The 15756-nt window shown below is 26.6% G+C and carries 16 protein-coding genes and 1 other RNA gene; 3 read left to right on the top strand and 14 right to left on the bottom strand.

Features of this window, described 5'->3' with window-relative positions; genetic code table 11:
• Window positions 1-30: 30 nt before the first annotated feature.
• From folE to LPC13_RS03155, 4 genes are all read right to left on the bottom strand, one after another.
• Complete coding sequence (gene folE, locus LPC13_RS03170; protein ID WP_005213927.1) at window positions 31-582, bottom strand: GTP cyclohydrolase I FolE; 552 nt, start codon at window positions 580-582, stop codon at window positions 31-33.
• The gene (locus LPC13_RS03165) at window positions 582-1331 is read right to left on the bottom strand and encodes an aminotransferase class IV (protein ID WP_005213926.1); all 750 of its coding nucleotides are present in this window, start codon (window positions 1329-1331) and stop codon (window positions 582-584) included. Before LPC13_RS03165 ends, folE begins: the two co-directional genes overlap by 1 nt.
• Window positions 1331-2677 (bottom strand): aminodeoxychorismate synthase component I, encoded by a 1347-nt coding sequence (pabB, locus tag LPC13_RS03160; protein WP_005213925.1) that lies wholly within the window; start codon window positions 2675-2677, stop codon window positions 1331-1333. Before pabB ends, LPC13_RS03165 begins: the two co-directional genes overlap by 1 nt.
• Window positions 2678-2758: 81 nt before the next feature.
• On the bottom strand, window positions 2759-3343 hold the full coding sequence (locus LPC13_RS03155) for an anthranilate synthase component II (protein WP_040419625.1): 585 nt from the start codon (window positions 3341-3343) through the stop codon (window positions 2759-2761).
• Window positions 3344-3440: 97 nt separating this feature from the next.
• Between LPC13_RS03155 and LPC13_RS03150 the strand changes: the two genes are divergently transcribed.
• Window positions 3441-4271 carry a PHP domain-containing protein gene (locus LPC13_RS03150; protein WP_005213923.1) on the top strand — a complete coding sequence of 277 codons (831 nt, stop codon included), beginning with the start codon at window positions 3441-3443 and terminating at the stop codon, window positions 4269-4271.
• 50 nt (window positions 4272-4321) lie between these two features.
• Here the strand turns inward: LPC13_RS03150 and LPC13_RS03145 are convergent, their stop codons facing one another.
• From LPC13_RS03145 to LPC13_RS03135, 3 genes are read right to left on the bottom strand one after another with little or no spacing between them, the layout of a single operon-like run.
• Complete coding sequence (locus LPC13_RS03145) at window positions 4322-5710, bottom strand: aminopeptidase (RefSeq protein ID WP_005213922.1); 1389 nt, start codon at window positions 5708-5710, stop codon at window positions 4322-4324.
• A 25-nt stretch (window positions 5711-5735) separates the two neighbouring features.
• Window positions 5736-6644 carry an HPr(Ser) kinase/phosphatase gene (hprK, locus tag LPC13_RS03140; RefSeq protein ID WP_005213921.1) on the bottom strand — a complete coding sequence of 303 codons (909 nt, stop codon included), beginning with the start codon at window positions 6642-6644 and terminating at the stop codon, window positions 5736-5738.
• A gap of 13 nt (window positions 6645-6657) precedes the next feature.
• Window positions 6658-6852, bottom strand: coding sequence for a DUF896 domain-containing protein (locus tag LPC13_RS03135; protein WP_040419624.1), 195 nt, complete (start codon window positions 6850-6852; stop codon window positions 6658-6660).
• Window positions 6853-7398: 546 nt separating this feature from the next.
• Here LPC13_RS03135 and LPC13_RS03130 point away from each other — a divergent pair.
• Entirely contained in the window at window positions 7399-7608 is a 210-nt protein-coding gene (locus LPC13_RS03130) for a hypothetical protein (RefSeq protein ID WP_005213919.1), read from the top strand.
• Between the two features lie 37 nt (window positions 7609-7645).
• On the opposite strand, the gene ssrS is transcribed toward LPC13_RS03130, so the two are convergent.
• The 4 genes from ssrS to LPC13_RS03110 all read right to left on the bottom strand — a co-directional run bounded on the left by ssrS (window position 7646) and on the right by LPC13_RS03110 (window position 9267).
• A non-coding RNA gene (gene ssrS, locus LPC13_RS03125) (6S RNA) lies at window positions 7646-7823 on the bottom strand.
• Between the two features lie 129 nt (window positions 7824-7952).
• Entirely contained in the window at window positions 7953-8351 is a 399-nt protein-coding gene (locus tag LPC13_RS03120) for a hypothetical protein (RefSeq protein WP_005213918.1), read from the bottom strand.
• Between the two features lie 14 nt (window positions 8352-8365).
• Window positions 8366-8641, bottom strand: coding sequence for a DUF1292 domain-containing protein (locus tag LPC13_RS03115; RefSeq protein WP_005213917.1), 276 nt, complete (start codon window positions 8639-8641; stop codon window positions 8366-8368).
• A 116-nt stretch (window positions 8642-8757) separates the two neighbouring features.
• Window positions 8758-9267 (bottom strand): SprT-like domain-containing protein, encoded by a 510-nt coding sequence (locus LPC13_RS03110; RefSeq protein ID WP_005213916.1) that lies wholly within the window; start codon window positions 9265-9267, stop codon window positions 8758-8760.
• A gap of 107 nt (window positions 9268-9374) precedes the next feature.
• Between LPC13_RS03110 and LPC13_RS03105 the strand changes: the two genes are divergently transcribed.
• Window positions 9375-10004, top strand: coding sequence for an NUDIX hydrolase (locus LPC13_RS03105; protein ID WP_005213915.1), 630 nt, complete (start codon window positions 9375-9377; stop codon window positions 10002-10004).
• Window positions 10005-10102: 98 nt separating this feature from the next.
• Here the strand turns inward: LPC13_RS03105 and LPC13_RS03100 are convergent, their stop codons facing one another.
• The 3 genes from LPC13_RS03100 to helD form a co-directional block, all read right to left on the bottom strand.
• The gene (locus LPC13_RS03100) at window positions 10103-11785 is read right to left on the bottom strand and encodes a cell shape-determining protein (RefSeq protein ID WP_234088588.1); all 1683 of its coding nucleotides are present in this window, start codon (window positions 11783-11785) and stop codon (window positions 10103-10105) included.
• Window positions 11786-11994: 209 nt separating this feature from the next.
• Window positions 11995-12984, bottom strand: coding sequence for a calcium/sodium antiporter (locus LPC13_RS03095; protein WP_005213913.1), 990 nt, complete (start codon window positions 12982-12984; stop codon window positions 11995-11997).
• Window positions 12985-13332: 348 nt separating this feature from the next.
• A complete protein-coding gene (helD, locus tag LPC13_RS03090) occupies window positions 13333-15624 on the bottom strand; it encodes an RNA polymerase recycling motor HelD (RefSeq protein WP_234088587.1) in 2292 nt (763 codons plus the stop codon).
• Window positions 15625-15756 lie beyond the last annotated feature (132 nt).

The raw sequence follows: 15756 nt of genomic DNA, 5'->3' as shown, positions 1-15756 counted from the left end.
CTCTCATCTTTAAAGGCCTACCATATAAAATTATTTAATAAAATTCATAACTTCTCTTCTAAGTTCTAAATTTTCTTTAAAGACACCTCTATACGTAGTTGTTACAGTCTTGGCTCCAAGCTTTTTAATTCCCCTCATAGTCATACAAGTATGTTCTGCTTCAATAACTACCATTGCACCTTCTGCATCTAAATATTTCATTAATGCATCTGCTATTTCTGTAGTTAATCTTTCTTGTAATTGAGGCTTTTTTGCATATAAATCAACAGTTCTTGCAAGCTTAGAAAGCCCAACTACCTTCCCTTTTGGAATATACGCTACATGAGCTTTTCCAAAGAAAGGTACTAAGTGATGTTCACACATAGAAAAAAAGTTAATATCCTTTTCTATAACTAAATCATTATCTTCAACGCTAAATGTTTTAGATAAAATTTCACTAGCATCTTTACCCAACCCTTCAAATATCTCCATATACATTCTAGCAATTCTATCTGGAGTCTCTATTAAACCTTCTCTAGTTACATCTTCCCCAACACCTTCTAAAATTAACTTAACACCTTCCATTATTTTTTCTTTATCCATTACTTGTCCCCTCCATTTATTACATCTTCATACTTTTCTCTTATTTCTCTTGAATATGAAATATCAAACTTAATATCATCTAGCTTTGATACTCCTATTATTCCTACCAATGAATTTGTTAAAAATATTTCATCACTATTTAAAAGTTCTTCTTTTGTTATTTCTTTTTCAACAACTTCAAAATTACTTATTACCCATCCCCTAATAATTCCTGGTAATAATCCACAAGAGATTTTTGGCGTAAATATTTTATTATCTTTTATAATAAATACATTAGTTGTACACCCTTCAGCTACAAAACCTTTTTCATTTAAAAATATTGTTTCATTAAAACCTTCTTTTTGACATATTTCATATTCTATAATATTTTCAAGATAATTTAAAGTTTTAAAATTGACAATTCTTGATGTAGAATTTCTTAAAACCTCTGAAAATCTAATATTAAAGCCATTTTCATAATCTTCATTTTTATATTTAATTTCTCTTAAAGTATATATTATATTTTTTTCTGTAACAGTTATTTTTAATGCCTTATTTTTTATATCATTATTTTTTATAAAATTATAAACTTCTTCATAACTTATTTCTTCACCTAAATTTAAAGCAAGTATACTTTTATTCAACCTATCTATATGTTCTTTCAAAAATATAGCATTAGCATTTACTAAAATAGTTTCAAAAACTCCTCTTCCGAAAAACAATCCGCTATCTATTATAGCTAAATCCTCTTTATATATAACTTTTCTCATTATAATACCCTCATTAAAGCCTTAGCCTTATCTAGTGTTTCGTTATACTCATCATCTTCAATAGAATCATATGTTATTCCACCACCAACACCAAAATAAGCTTTATTATCTTTTTTAACTATAGTTCTTATTGCTATATTAAAATCCGAATTTCCTCTAAAATCAAAATATCCTATAGCTCCTGTATAAATATTTCTCTTAAGCCCTTCTAGCTCTTCTATTATTTCCATTGTTCTTATCTTCGGCGTTCCTGTAATTGAACCTCCCGGAAAACATTCCTTAATAAACTTAACGGCTGAAACTGTATCTTTTAGTTCACCTTCTATAGTTGAAACTAAATGAAATACAGTTGCATATTCTTCTAGCTTAAATAATTCAGTAACTTTTACAGTATGTGGTTTACATACCTTACTAAAATCATTTCTTTCTAAATCTACCACCATTAAAAGCTCTGCCTTATCTTTTTCACTATTTATAAGCTCTAATCTATTTTTTTCATCCTCATCCTTATTAGTTCCTCTTGGTCTTGTCCCCTTAATCGGTCTTGTATGTGCTTTATTATCCCTAATTTGAATAAATCTTTCTGGAGATGAGCTTATTATTTGAAAATCATTAAAATTTAAATAGGCTGAAAATGGTGCTTTATTTATACTTCTTAATTTTTCATATATATAAAATGAATCTTCATAATTATTGCAATAAAATCTTTGTGTCATATTTGCTATGTACATATCACCAGTAGAGATATAGTTCTTCATTTTTGTTATTGCATCTTTATACTCTTCTTTTTCAAAGTTAGAGTAAAATACAGTATCACTTTCTTCTTTAACCTTTATCTCTTCCTTTTCACTTCCGCTATGTATTTTTTTAATTAAATTATGTATTCTTTTATCATCCCCATCGATATCAGTTATATATTTTTTATTATTTTTCAAATCAAATGCTATAATGTTTTTATAAAATATAAATCTAAGATCTGGTATATTAAAATCTTCTTTTGAAGTATTAGGTATTTCTTCTATTATTCTTCCTGCATCATAAGAAATATATCCTATTGCTCCTGAAATTAATGGAATATCTTCATTTTGTAAATCTACTTTATACTCATTAATTAAATTTTCTAGAATTTTAAAAGGATCCCCTATTGTGTAACTACCATTAATATATGCCTTTTCTTTATAGCACTCAAAAATCAAAAATGGATTTACTCCAATAAAAGAATATTTAGAAAGATTTTCATCTTCTTTTGAACTATCAAGAAGTATAGTATTTTCTTCTCCTTTAAATAAATCATATATTTCAAATGCATTTAAATTGCTGTCTAACTCTACCTTTATAACCCCCACTTAACTTCCTCCTAATGTCTAATTTATTCAAAATTTAAAACTATTTATCTCATATCCTACTTACTATAAAAACTCTATTCATTAAGAATTCATCTTATTTTTAGTTATATCTATAAAGTTTTTTAATATTTTATGTCCTTCTTCTGTCATTTCAGCTTCTGGATGAAATTGAACTCCATGTATTTCATATTCTCTATGTTTTACTCCCATAATAATACCGTCATCTGTTTCACTAGTTATAACTAATTCTTTTGGTATAGATTCTTTATCTATTATTAACGAATGATATCTTGTTACTCTTAATGGATTTTTAACTTCTTTAAATAACTCTTTATTATCATGCTCTATATAAAATATTTTCCCATGAACTGGTTCCTTACCTTTGATTACTTCTGCACCAAAATAATGGCCTATACATTGATGACCAAGGCAAATTCCTAATATAGGTAACTTCCCCTTAAAATTATCTATTATCTCAAGACTAAGTCCAGCTTCCTTTGGACTTTTAGGCCCTGGTGATATAATTATTCCATCTATATTCATTTTTTTTATATCTTCAATTTCTATTTTATCATTTCTATAAACTATTACCTCTTCACCTAATTCTTCAAAGTATCTAACTAAGTTATAAACAAAAGAATCATAATTATCAATCATTAAAAGCATTTTTCCCTCCATTTTTTATGTTGCATTATTGTTGAATAAATTATATCATAGCTTTATATAGTTCAAAACTATTAGTTGAAAGGAGTTAAAATTAATTATGGTAATATGCGATTTACATACACATTCTACAGCATCTGATGGTAAATTTTCTCCAAGCGAAGTTGTAAAAAAAGCTTATGATAGAGGTGTTAAATACTTAGCTCTTACTGACCATGATACATTATCTGGAATACAAGAAGCAAAAGAAACTGCTGAAAAACTAGATATTCACTTTATCCCTGGTGTAGAACTTTCTACTACTTATAAAGGTGAAACTATTCATATACTAGGTTATTTTAGAGGTGATGATTATAAAAATGTAGAGTTAAATAATTTTCTTGAAGATTTAAAAACAAAGAGAATTGCTCGTGCTCATGAAATCGTTAGACGACTAAAGAAATTCAATGATATTGAAATAGATGTTAACGAAGTTTTAAAAAATGGTAAAGATACCATTGCAAGACCTCATATAGCCAAAGCTATAATGGATGCAGGGTATAATTATACTAAGGAATATATTTTTGATAACTTTATAGGTGATCATTGCCCAGCATATATACCTGCAAATAAATTAGCTACCGAAGAAGGAATTGCTTTACTTAGAAAATATAATGCACTTGTAATATTAGCTCATCCTGTATTACTAAAAAAATTACATGTACTTGACGTTCTTCATCTTGATTTTGATGGTATTGAAGGAATTTATGGTCTTAATACAAAAGAAGATACTGAAAGATTCTTAAAGATAGTTGATCAAAAAAATATATTAACTTCTTGTGGTTCTGATTCTCATGGATATGAAGAAGATGATAAAAAACATGGTTTCTTAGGATCTCAATCAATTGAAGAAAATAGACTTAATAAATTTATAGATGCACTAAATAATTAAAAATAAATGGCAAATGATAAATTAAAAATTATCATTTGCCATTTACTTAATTATTCTTCTATTAAGAATGCTTTATAGCCTCTCATTGTTTCATAAATATCAACCTTACTTGAAACTTCCCATGGAGCATGCATATTTTGTAGTGCAACACCACAATCTATAACTTCCATATTATACTGTGCTAAAATATAAGCTATAGTACCTCCACCTCCTTGGTCAACTTTACCAAGCTCTGCTGTTTGATATGAAACATTATTTTTATCCATTACCTTTCTAAGCCATGCAATAAATTCTGGATTTGCATCATTACAGCCACCTTTTCCTCTTGAACCAGTATATTTACTAAATACTAATCCTTTTCCAAAGTATGCTGTATTTTTCTTTTCACATGCAGCTGGATAATTTGGATCATATGCAGCTGTAACATCTGCTGATAACATTAAAGAATTTGCAAGAGCTCTTTTTAATTTTAATTCTGAATATTCACCTTTTCTATCCATAACTTCAGCTAATGAATTTTCAAAAAATCTTGAATGCATTCCGGTTGCCCCAATACTTCCAACTTCCTCTTTATCTACTAATAAAATAACTGATGTCTTACTTACAGTCTCAACATCTAATAAAGCCATTAATGAAGTATATGCACAAATTCTATCATCTTGCCCATATCCCATAACCATGCTCTTATCAAGACCTAAATCTCTTGCTTTTCCAGCTGGAACTATTTCAAATTCAGCTGAAATAAAATCTTCTTCTTCAAAATCATACTTTTCTTTTAAGATAGCTAAGATATTAGCTTTAACAGCTTCCTTTTCTTCTCCTTTTAATGGAATATTTCCAACTAAAACATTTAAATCTTCACCAGCAATAACTTCACTTGCTTTCTTTTGCATTTGATCTGCTGATAAATGAATTAAAAGATCTGATATACCTAATACTGGATCTGTATCATCTTCTCCTACAACTACATTAATTTTAGTACCATCTTTTTTAACTACTACTCCATGTAATGCTAAAGGTAGAGCAATCCATTGATATTTTTTAATTCCCCCATAATAATGAGTATCCATTAAAGCTAAATCACTATCTTCGTATAATGGATTTTGTTTTATATCTATTCTTGGTGCATCTACGTGAGATCCTATTATTCTCATACCACTTTCTATTGGTTCATTTCCTATTAGATATAAGACTAAAGACTTATCTTTATTATTACTATAAACCTTATCTCCAGCCTTTAATACCTCATTATTTTTAATTATATCTTCTAAATTCCTATATCCTTTAGCTTCTGCAAGTCTTATAGCTTCAAATACGCATTCTCTTTCTGTTTTTCCTACTGAAAGATAATTTTTATATCCCTCACAAAAATCAAAAAGTTCTTTTTTTCCCTCTTCTTCGTATTTTAGCCATGCATTTTTTTTATTTTCTTTAGTCATAAAGTACCCCTCCTAAAATTATTACTTATTCGCTTATTTCACTCATCCTTTGTTCTATAATATCCACTGGGGTAACATCTGACATTAATGAATGTCTATAATTACCTGCAGCGGCTTCTATTATCACTGCAATATTTCTACCTGGTCTTACAGGTACTCTTAATCTTTTAACCTTAACACCTAATATTTCTTGTGTTTCGTTATCTATGCCTAATCTATCATAATCTCCATCATCCTTCCAATGCTCAAAATGCATAACAAGATTTATATCCTTTGATGGAAGTATTGAACTTAAACCATAAAGAGAAGATATATCTATTATACCTATACCTCTAACTTCAAGCATTCCTATAGTTATCTTTGGAGATGTTCCAATTAGTGCCCCATCTATTTCTTTTATATCTACTGCATCATCTGTTACTAGTCTATGACCTCTTTTTATAAGCTCTAATGCAGTTTCACTTTTACCTATACCACTTTCTCCTGTAATTAATATACCTATACCATATACATCAACAAGTACTCCATGTAATCTTGTTTCAGGAGCAAGTTTGCCTGCTAAATACATAGTTAATTTACTTATAAACTTGGTTGTAACAACATCTGTTCTTAAAAGCCAAGTTTTAGTCTTTTTAGCAGCTTTCAAAAATTCACTATGTGGTTCTAAACCTCTTGTCATTATTACACATTTTGAATTAAAGCTAAAATATTTATTTACTCTTTTTCTCATAAGTTCAACTTGCATATCTTGCAGGAAGCTCCATTCAGCTTTGCCTATAACTTGAATTCTTTCAGGTGCAAAATAATTGTAAAAACCAGCTAACTGTAACCCTGGTCTGTTTATATCGTTAACAGATATTTTTATATCCTTTTCACCTTCAACTAATACTTCTAAATCAAAATCTGCAATTAATTTTTCTACAGTAACTGACAATATTAATCACCCTCTAATTTTTTCTATTCTTAAGTTCAACACCCGCTAATTGTACTTTAAAGTTTGCTTTTACATTATCTATGTATCTTCTTCTTAGAATTTGTTGTTCTTCTTTTTCTTGCTCATTTAAGCCTTCTTCTTTACTCTTTTTATATAATTCATTTATTCTTTTTATTACATCATCTATTGGTGCATTTGTATAATCCATAATTTTCATCCTTTCGTAAACAATAATTGAATTTATAATGAAACACTTTTTCTTAGTTTCAAATTGTACACTGTATAAATTTCCACTAACTAAAGTTAAAGTTTAGTTAAATTCTATATTAGTAAATTAAAATTTAGAATCTCACTATGAAACAACTTCAACTATCCAAATTACCAAATAGGTAAGTTTCACTAGCTAATTCATCGATTTATAGTATCAGTTAAAACTCGGAGTTTTAGTTAAGTTCGATTTGCTAAATTACACTTTAGAATCTCACTTATGATTATTTTACATTTATTTCTTATTAATATCAACTTTATTATTTATTATTTCACAAATTTATTTTTTTCGTCATGTTTTTTTATTTTTATAAGCTTACGGAATTTATTTTTTACTTTTAAAAATTATATTTATCTATCGACATACTATAACATTTTATACTGTCATCACTTGTATTTTTTGTTTACCGATTAATATTTTACCTTTATTCCAAATAAGGTATAATATTCTATATAATTCTAATTTTTCTACAAAGGAGGTCATTTTGTGAATAAAAGCAGTCTTAAAAGAAAGATAATTTTACAAAAAATTACTTTAAATCTATTACTTAAATTTTTATCACCCAGAAATTCCATAGTTATTTCATTATCTCAAATTTTAGACAAGCATATTAGTAATTATCAAAAACTAATATATAAACGTTATAAGAAAAGACATAAGAAAAAAGTACATCTTTCAAAATCAAAAGCTGCATAAGAAAAAACACCTCAATATTGAGGTGTTTATTTCTAATTAATATCCCAACATGCCGGTGCTTAAATATTCACACCTGCAGCTCGCAGGTGGGTTCTGCGCAACTTGCTTCTGCCATCTTCTGCATATTGGAAGCCCGACATCCACAAATATGTTGCAAATCCCGTAATTATAATGTAGGTTGAACATTATAAGCTTAACGCACATCTCAGGATTTCTATAATTTAATTATATCAAATTTATCTATAAATTCAATGGTAATTTTAATCTTTTTTCTGTTTTTTATATAAATAATCTTCTTATATTTTCAAGTCAATAAATTTTATATATTAATATTAATTTTAATCTTATGAAAGGAATTCTCTAACTACATCCTCTATAACAACATCACTATTTTCTTCTGAAAATAATGCCATAAACTGAACATAATCTTTTGTTTTTTCAGTCATTTGAATTGCCATTATTTCTCCTTCTAATTCAGTTTCATCTATTATTTCTTCTATAATATCTAAAACTTCATCATTAGCAAAATCATAAAGATAAGTAAAGTAATATTCATTAAGCCATTTACTTGAAAATTCCTCTTCATTACTTTCTTCATTTGCAAATGCTTTTGCTGCATCTAAAACATCTTTATCAAAATCAAAGTAAAAGTTAACTAAAGTAAAATCTTTACCTTTTTTTAATACTTCAACATCCCCTAAATCATTATTATTTAATATATTTACTATTTTGCTCTCTTGCACTCTTATTTATCTCCTTAATATTTTAATTTATTATACTCTTTCTTTACAGCAATAAACTCTTTATCATCTTCAACTAAATTTAATTCTTGCTTACCATCTACTTCATCAACTCTAAATACATATATATCTTCTGATTCTTCATCATGAGCAGGTGCTAATAATAGATATTCTTGTTTTTCTAAATAAATTCTAGCAATAGCTTCAAATTCTACCTTATTCCCTTCTTCATCTAAGAAAGTCATTATTTCAACTTCATCTTTTTCAATTAATTCTTCTCTTTCATTAGTCATATTTCTATTCTCCTTTGTTTTTAATGATATTATACTATAATAAAATTTGTTAATCTATAGGTGTGTATAAATATATAAATAACTAAAAATAGCTATAAAACATTAATCTAACCAATTTAATCTACCAAATAAAGTCTTTCTTTGCAACAGCTTGATATATATTTTTTTATTTTATTTTCAGCTGCATCTCTTCTTGCATGTACACAAACTAACCTATTACATTTGCTACAAAATATTTTATATCTATACTTTTTTAAAGCATTTTCTTTATTATTATAATATTTAAATTTTGTACTATCTGATATATTACTTTTTATACAACACTCCTTAAAAAATTTATTATGCCCATTGCTTTTATTAGTTGTTGTATCACAATAATAATGTAAATATTCATGTATTATTACTTCTTTAACTATACTTTCTTCATAAGCTCCACTCACCAAATCCTGGGCAAATACAAATTTAATAGGCTCTATTTTTCCATTATTGTTTTTAAAGAAAAATGCTCCCATTCTTTTTTTTGCTCGTTTCGATATTTCAACCTTTATATTACATGGATAATTCCACTTACTACCAATTTCATCGATAACTAATTTTATATCTTCTACTAACCAAATTTTATTCATTACACTCTCCTTGAATTATATTTATTAATTATATACAATATAATATAATTAACAAACATTAACAGAATAAATTTAAAAATTCTTAATATATTATTTTAGGTGATTTTATGATTGATAATATAAATTCTATTTTTAAAAACTATACTTCTTATATCAATGGTTGGGAAAACTACAAGCGTGCTTCTGTTACTATACCTTTAGTACAAAAAGACAATAATATTTTTATACTCTTTGAGGTTAGATCTAAAACTTTAAGATATCAACCAAATGAAATTTGTTTTCCCGGCGGAAAAATTGAAAACGATGAAACCCCTATAGTTACAGCCATTAGAGAAACTTCTGAAGAATTAGGTATAAATGAAAGTAATATAAATGTTATATCTTCACTTGATATTTTCATTTCACCTTTTAATATTTTAATCCATCCATTTTTAATTGAATTAAATAACATTGCCAGTATTAATACCAATGCTGAAGAGGTAGAAAAAATATTTTTAGTTCCTTTAGATTATCTTTTAAAAACAGAACCCTTAGCCTTTACTAATAGCATAAATATGATACCACATAATGATTTTCCTTATGACTTAATTCCTAATAAGAAACAATATAAATTTAATACAGGCTCTTATGAAGTTCTTTTTTATAATTATGACGGATATGTTATTTGGGGATTAACAGCAAGAATTTTATATAATTTTATATCAGTTTTAAAAGCAAAAAACTATCAGATTCCCTGATAGTTTTTTTATTTATATATATGCAATATCTTTTTCTTGTGTCAAAGATGTACACGTTGTGTAACTTAAATTTCTCAAATTTTAATTTTGAATTCCACTTATTGTTGTGGATTTACTTCATTACTATTGTCAGTTGTGTTATCTGTGTTTTCATTTGTTGCATTTGCATCATTAGTATTATTTTTTATACCTTCGTTTAAAGTTAAATTTTCAAAAGAATTAGTTATAATATAATTTCCATCTCCAACTCTTATAAACTTAAGTGAAACTTTATCTCCCATTCTAGTTAAAGCTACTTCTCTTGATGTTTCAGTTGAAACTGAAAATAAACTATCTTCTCCCTTAAGTTTTATATCATAAATACTAGATCCTTCTTTAACAACAAGTCCAATTCTTTCAACTTCACCTTCTAATGCTTCTTCACTATTACTTCCCTCTAAAGAAATATTAGTATTAGTTAATGCTTCTAAATATCTATTTAGTGTTGCTTGAAGCGTATCACCAACAGCTACTGTATTATAATTTTTAACATTAACCATTGCATATTGCTTAACAAGTCCATTAGAATCCTTTAATGTCATAAAGTATGTTGGCTCTGATTGAATATTTATTAAATATGGGAAAGTAGCAGTATATCCATATTGTTGGACTTTACCTTGTGCAGATTGCATACTTGCAATTTCTGTAGCCCCTGAAGTCTTATACATAGTAGTTTCTCCAGTTCTAGTGTTAGTTATCATAAATCCAACTAGCCCTTCATCATTACCTACAGATGTTATTCCTGTATAATAATAACATGTATCATCATTAAATATTATATTCATTCCTTGAGTTGGCTTTAATTTATCTTTATCACTGAAATTTAGTATACCATGTACTAATTCACCCCATTTATTTAAATAATTATTTATATAATTTGATGGTTGAATTCTATCGACCCATTCTGGAGTATTTTCTATATCATAAATATTAGTTTCACCAGTTTGAGCATTTATTATTTCTGTTCCTATAGCTTTACTTTCTACTATTCCAATGGCATTATCATATCTTGTAATTACCCAATAAGGATTTCCCTCATCATCTAATTCAAAAGTATAATCTGTATGTCCAGCTTTCATATCCTTTAAATATGCATGTCTGTCTAAATCACTAAAAAGATACGCTGATGGAATATATTTTAAATGTATTTCTTGTCCATTTAATTCAGTAACTAATTGTACATCATTTTGATTTGTAGCACTTACTTTAATGTATCCCTTTGTACCTTCTCTATTAGTAAACCATTTAAAGAATGATGAATGTTCTAATGGACCTACATAATAAAGTTGTCCATTAACACTTTGTAACGATAAATCACCTATAGTAACCTGACTTCCTAGGCTAGGTATTTCCCCTAACTTCTTATCTGCAAGTTTATATGCTAAATCTTTATCTATTATTGGAAGCTGTTTCAAATCCATATGTTCTACTTGATTTGAAAATTCTACCTCTTTTACATCTCCAATTAAATCTCTATGAGTTTTTGCCATAAATATAGGACTTAATGCTATACTTGCAACTACATATAATGCTCCAACTCCTATACCTACTCCTATATATTTTTTATTTAGCTTTATTGCACCATATGCAACTGTACATAAAACAAAAGGTGCTACTAATACTAATGCACTTAAAGAAAAATCTAATATTAATTTACTATTAAATGCAAGTAATATAAAGACTAATAAATAACTTCCTATTAACCATTTAAAATATTGCTTAAAACTACTTTGTAAATTCATTTTCATCCCTCCATGGTGATATTATATTCCTTATTAAATATTATTTCAATACATTTTATAAATTGTTAAAAACTTTTTTATAAGTTTTTGTATACTTCTTATCTTTTTTCATAACTGTTTTTATATCTCTATAATTTTTATTGATATACAAAATATAAAATACAAAAAAAATGCCAAAAGCGAATTTTATTCAATTCGCTTTTAGCACTTTAATTTCTAAATATTATGTACATTATATAAGAAGCATATAATAAAACAAATATTATTCCATGAATTCTACCTAATCTTTTTTCCTCATCTTTATTAAAGAATACTACAATTCCTATAAATAAAGTTACTACAATTAAGAAAACAAAATCAACTATTAATGTTGATGATACTAATATAGGACTAATTACCGAAGAAATACCTATTATTAATAATATATTAAATATATTTGAACCTAAAATATTCCCAAGTGCCATATCTTCTTCACCCTTTAATGCAGCAACAGCTGAAGTTACTAATTCAGGTAAAGACGTTCCCATAGCTACTATAGTAAGACCTACTAACTTCTCACTCATTCCCCATGCTGTAGCTATTGTTGATGCTGAATCAACAACAATATTTCCCCCAATAACAATACCAGCTATACCAATAATAATTTTTAATATACTCTTCCCTATATTTATATCTTCACTAAGTACTACCTCAACTGAAATTTCCTCATCTAATTTATCTACTTTAATAACATTACCTTTTTTAACACTCCATACTAAAAATCCTATATATGTTACACATATAATTAAAAGTATTATTCCATCTAGCCTTGATATATAGTTTTGTCCACCAAAAAGAATTCCATTAAAGGTTAAAATTAAAAATAAAATAGTTATTAAAATATTAATAATAAAATCTTTTTTTATTGTCTCTTTTTTAATAATTAACGGCATAATTATTATTGTAACACCTAGCACCATAAGAGTATTAAATATATTAGATCCTAATACATTCCCTACTGCAATATCATTGCTTCCTTGAATAGACGATATTACACTTACAGCTAATTCTGGTGCACTTGTTCCTAAAGATACTATAGTTAATCCAACTATAACAGATGGAATACCAAGTTTTTTAGAAATAGCTGCTGCTCCTGATACAAAAATATCTGCCCCTTTAATTAATAGAAAAAATCCTATGATTAAAAATATATAGTCCATTGATTTCCTCCTATTTAGTTGTTATTACGAAATTAATCCTCCAGTCATTACTATGATATTTTAGCCTATATAGTATAATCTTACAAATTAATTTTTTGTATATTTTTATTTACATATTCCTTAAATTTCCTCTCAATTTACACTCTATATAGATTATATTAAATAATTTTCACCCATTATAATTACAACTTAATATTTTATTTAAAAATATATTTTTATAATCATTATGTACAGTATTGAAATAAAAATACAAGTAAATTAGTTAAAATTCACACAAAAATACTAGTAAAACTTAAAGTTTACTAGTATTTTTCTATTAAAAATTATTTTATTTTCAATTAAATATATCTATAATATACGATTTATAATATTCTTTGAAAGTTCCTCTTCTGCAACTATATACTCATTATGAAGTGCTCTAGTAAGTGCAACATAAAGTAACCTTTGATTCAAAAGGTTATCTGGATAATTTTTTTCTGTAGGGTTGTAAATTATTGTTCCATCAAACTCTAATCCCTTTGTTAAGTATGAAGGTATTATAATAACATCTGTTAAAGGTCCATGCTTTTCATTTCCTTTTATTAAGGTAAATTCTATATTAGTATGCTTTTTAAATTCTCTTTCTAACACCTTACCTTCAGCATAAGTTTTTGTTATGATTGCGATACTATGCTTTCCTTGATCCTTTAATTTATCTATTATTTCTTCCATAATTCTAATAGATTCTCTTCTTGATGCTGTTTTTTTAATTTTAGGTTTATCACCATGTCTTAAAACTGGTTTTGCAGTCTTTAATCCTAATCCTTGTGCCTCTAACGCACCTTTTGCAAAATCTATTATTTCTACAGTTGATCTATAGCTTTGACTTAAAGATATAAAGGTAGCTTTTCCATCAAAAACGCCTTCAGTTATATCTTCCCATGTTCTAATCCCTTTATAATGATAAATACCTTGTGCTAAATCTCCAACTAAAGTTAAAGAATTTCCTTTTGATAGTTTATTTATTAAATATATTTGGAAAGGACTATAATCTTGAGCTTCATCTACTACAATATGTTTATATTTAGATTTCTCATCTATTCCTTCTAATATCATATGAATATAAAACAATACCGGTAAATCATCTTCATCAATTATACCTTTTTCATTATTTGATATTGCTTCAGCCTTTATATATTCTGCTAAAGATTTTGGTATTCTATTACCTGTTGCAATTTCAAAAACTTGTTCGTCCTTAAACAAATTCATATATATATCATTACAGGTTATTCCTCTCCAATTTTTAAAGTATTCATTCATTACCTTTTTAGCATCATGTCTTATATATTCCTTAAGATTATCTCTTTCATTATAAACTTCTATTAATTTATGTCTTCTTTCTTCTCCATCTTCTAAATTCTTTTTTATCTCTTTAATTTTTAACTCCCATTCTCTATCTATTTGGATAACTAAACTTTCAACTTTTTCTTTTACTTTTAAACTTAAATATCTCTTTATTTCGTCTTTACGTTTATTTATTGGATAACTTTGTAAGTCTTTTAAATATAACCTCATTATTTCTCTTTTGGAAAATAGTATATAGTTTGCAATTTCTATATCATTTATTTCTAAAGAACTTCCTTCAAGCAAGGTTATATATCTATCTATTATAGTTTTAAATATTAAATTACCTTTTACCCTAGATGCATTAACTATATTTTTTTTATCTTTATTATCTTCAAGTTCTATTAGTTCCTTTAACTTATCATCCTTACTTCTTATTTTTCCTTTTAATTTTAGTTCTTTTATTACTAATTCTTGAAAAGTAGTCTGCTTAACATCATTAGAACCTAATGTCGGTAGTATTTCTGAAATATAATCTAAAAATAACTTATTTGGTGCTAATACAAGTATATCTTTTCCATCCATTGATTCTCTATATCTATATAATAAATACGCCAATCTATGCAATGCAATGGTTGTTTTCCCTGATCCAGCAGAACCTTGAACTATAATTGGTAAATTTTTAGGCCACCTTATAATATCATTTTGCTCTTTTTGAATAGTTGCAACAACTTCTTTAAGCTTTTTACCTCTACTTTCCTCAAGGTTTATTTTTAAAAATTCATCAAATAATTCTGAACCTTCTGCATCATTAATAATAATTTTATTTGTGCTTTCATCAAATATTTTTTCTAAGTCATTATTATTATAAAGAAATTTTCTTTTTAAGTTTAATTCTCCTTCTATAACGCCCATAGGTGCCCTATAATATGCTTCTCCACCAGTTCCACTATAATAAAGATCTGCAACTGGAGCTCTCCAATCAACAACTATTTCTTCCCCATCTACACTAGATGATATTCCTTTTTTGCCTATGTATATATTTTCTTCATTTCCAAACTTTTCACTAAAATCAACCCTTCCAAAATAAGGTTCCCTTAATGCTTCTTCATAATTTTCTATTTCCTTTTTTAATAAATTATATATTTTTTCTGTATTTTCTTTTTCTTGATTATAATTTCCCTTAGATTCTTTAGTAAGCATTTTAAGCTTCATTTCTATTTCATCTTGATATTTTCTTTTTTCTTCTACTTCTCTTAATATATCCTTACGCTTTTGGTTAAGAATTTCTCTTTCTAAAGCTATTCTATCATTCATATGTTTTCTCACGACCAATCCTATTTTTATTATATTATTTTATGCAACATTTAATAATAATCCACTATACCACTTTTGTATAGTCATAATTATTTATAGTATTGCCTATTTTACACTTTTTTATTTCATTCT

The organism is Clostridium celatum (genome assembly GCF_021412605.1).
GTDB lineage: Bacteria > Bacillota > Clostridia > Clostridiales > Clostridiaceae > Clostridium > Clostridium celatum.
The sequence above is the reverse complement of the archived record's forward strand: the minus strand, read 5'-3'. Positions and strand labels throughout refer to the sequence as shown.

What these genes read in the sequence shown, in the direction of transcription:
- LPC13_RS03150 (WP_005213923.1), top strand. Translation starts at nt 3,441, where the DNA reads ATGGTAATATGCGATTTACATACACATTCTACAGCATCTGATGGTAAA.
- LPC13_RS03105 (WP_005213915.1), top strand. Translation starts at nt 9,375, where the DNA reads ATGATTGATAATATAAATTCTATTTTTAAAAACTATACTTCTTATATC.
- LPC13_RS03095 (WP_005213913.1), bottom strand. Translation starts at nt 12,984, where the DNA reads ATGGACTATATATTTTTAATCATAGGATTTTTTCTATTAATTAAAGGG.
- LPC13_RS03145 (WP_005213922.1), bottom strand. Translation starts at nt 5,710, where the DNA reads ATGACTAAAGAAAATAAAAAAAATGCATGGCTAAAATACGAAGAAGAG.
- helD (WP_234088587.1), bottom strand. Translation starts at nt 15,624, where the DNA reads ATGAATGATAGAATAGCTTTAGAAAGAGAAATTCTTAACCAAAAGCGT.
- LPC13_RS03100 (WP_234088588.1), bottom strand. Translation starts at nt 11,785, where the DNA reads ATGAATTTACAAAGTAGTTTTAAGCAATATTTTAAATGGTTAATAGGA.
- LPC13_RS03135 (WP_040419624.1), bottom strand. Translation starts at nt 6,852, where the DNA reads ATGGATTATACAAATGCACCAATAGATGATGTAATAAAAAGAATAAAT.
- LPC13_RS03155 (WP_040419625.1), bottom strand. Translation starts at nt 3,343, where the DNA reads ATGCTTTTAATGATTGATAATTATGATTCTTTTGTTTATAACTTAGTT.
- LPC13_RS03165 (WP_005213926.1), bottom strand. Translation starts at nt 1,331, where the DNA reads ATGAGAAAAGTTATATATAAAGAGGATTTAGCTATAATAGATAGCGGA.
- folE (WP_005213927.1), bottom strand. Translation starts at nt 582, where the DNA reads ATGGATAAAGAAAAAATAATGGAAGGTGTTAAGTTAATTTTAGAAGGT.
- LPC13_RS03110 (WP_005213916.1), bottom strand. Translation starts at nt 9,267, where the DNA reads ATGAATAAAATTTGGTTAGTAGAAGATATAAAATTAGTTATCGATGAA.
- LPC13_RS03115 (WP_005213917.1), bottom strand. Translation starts at nt 8,641, where the DNA reads ATGACTAATGAAAGAGAAGAATTAATTGAAAAAGATGAAGTTGAAATA.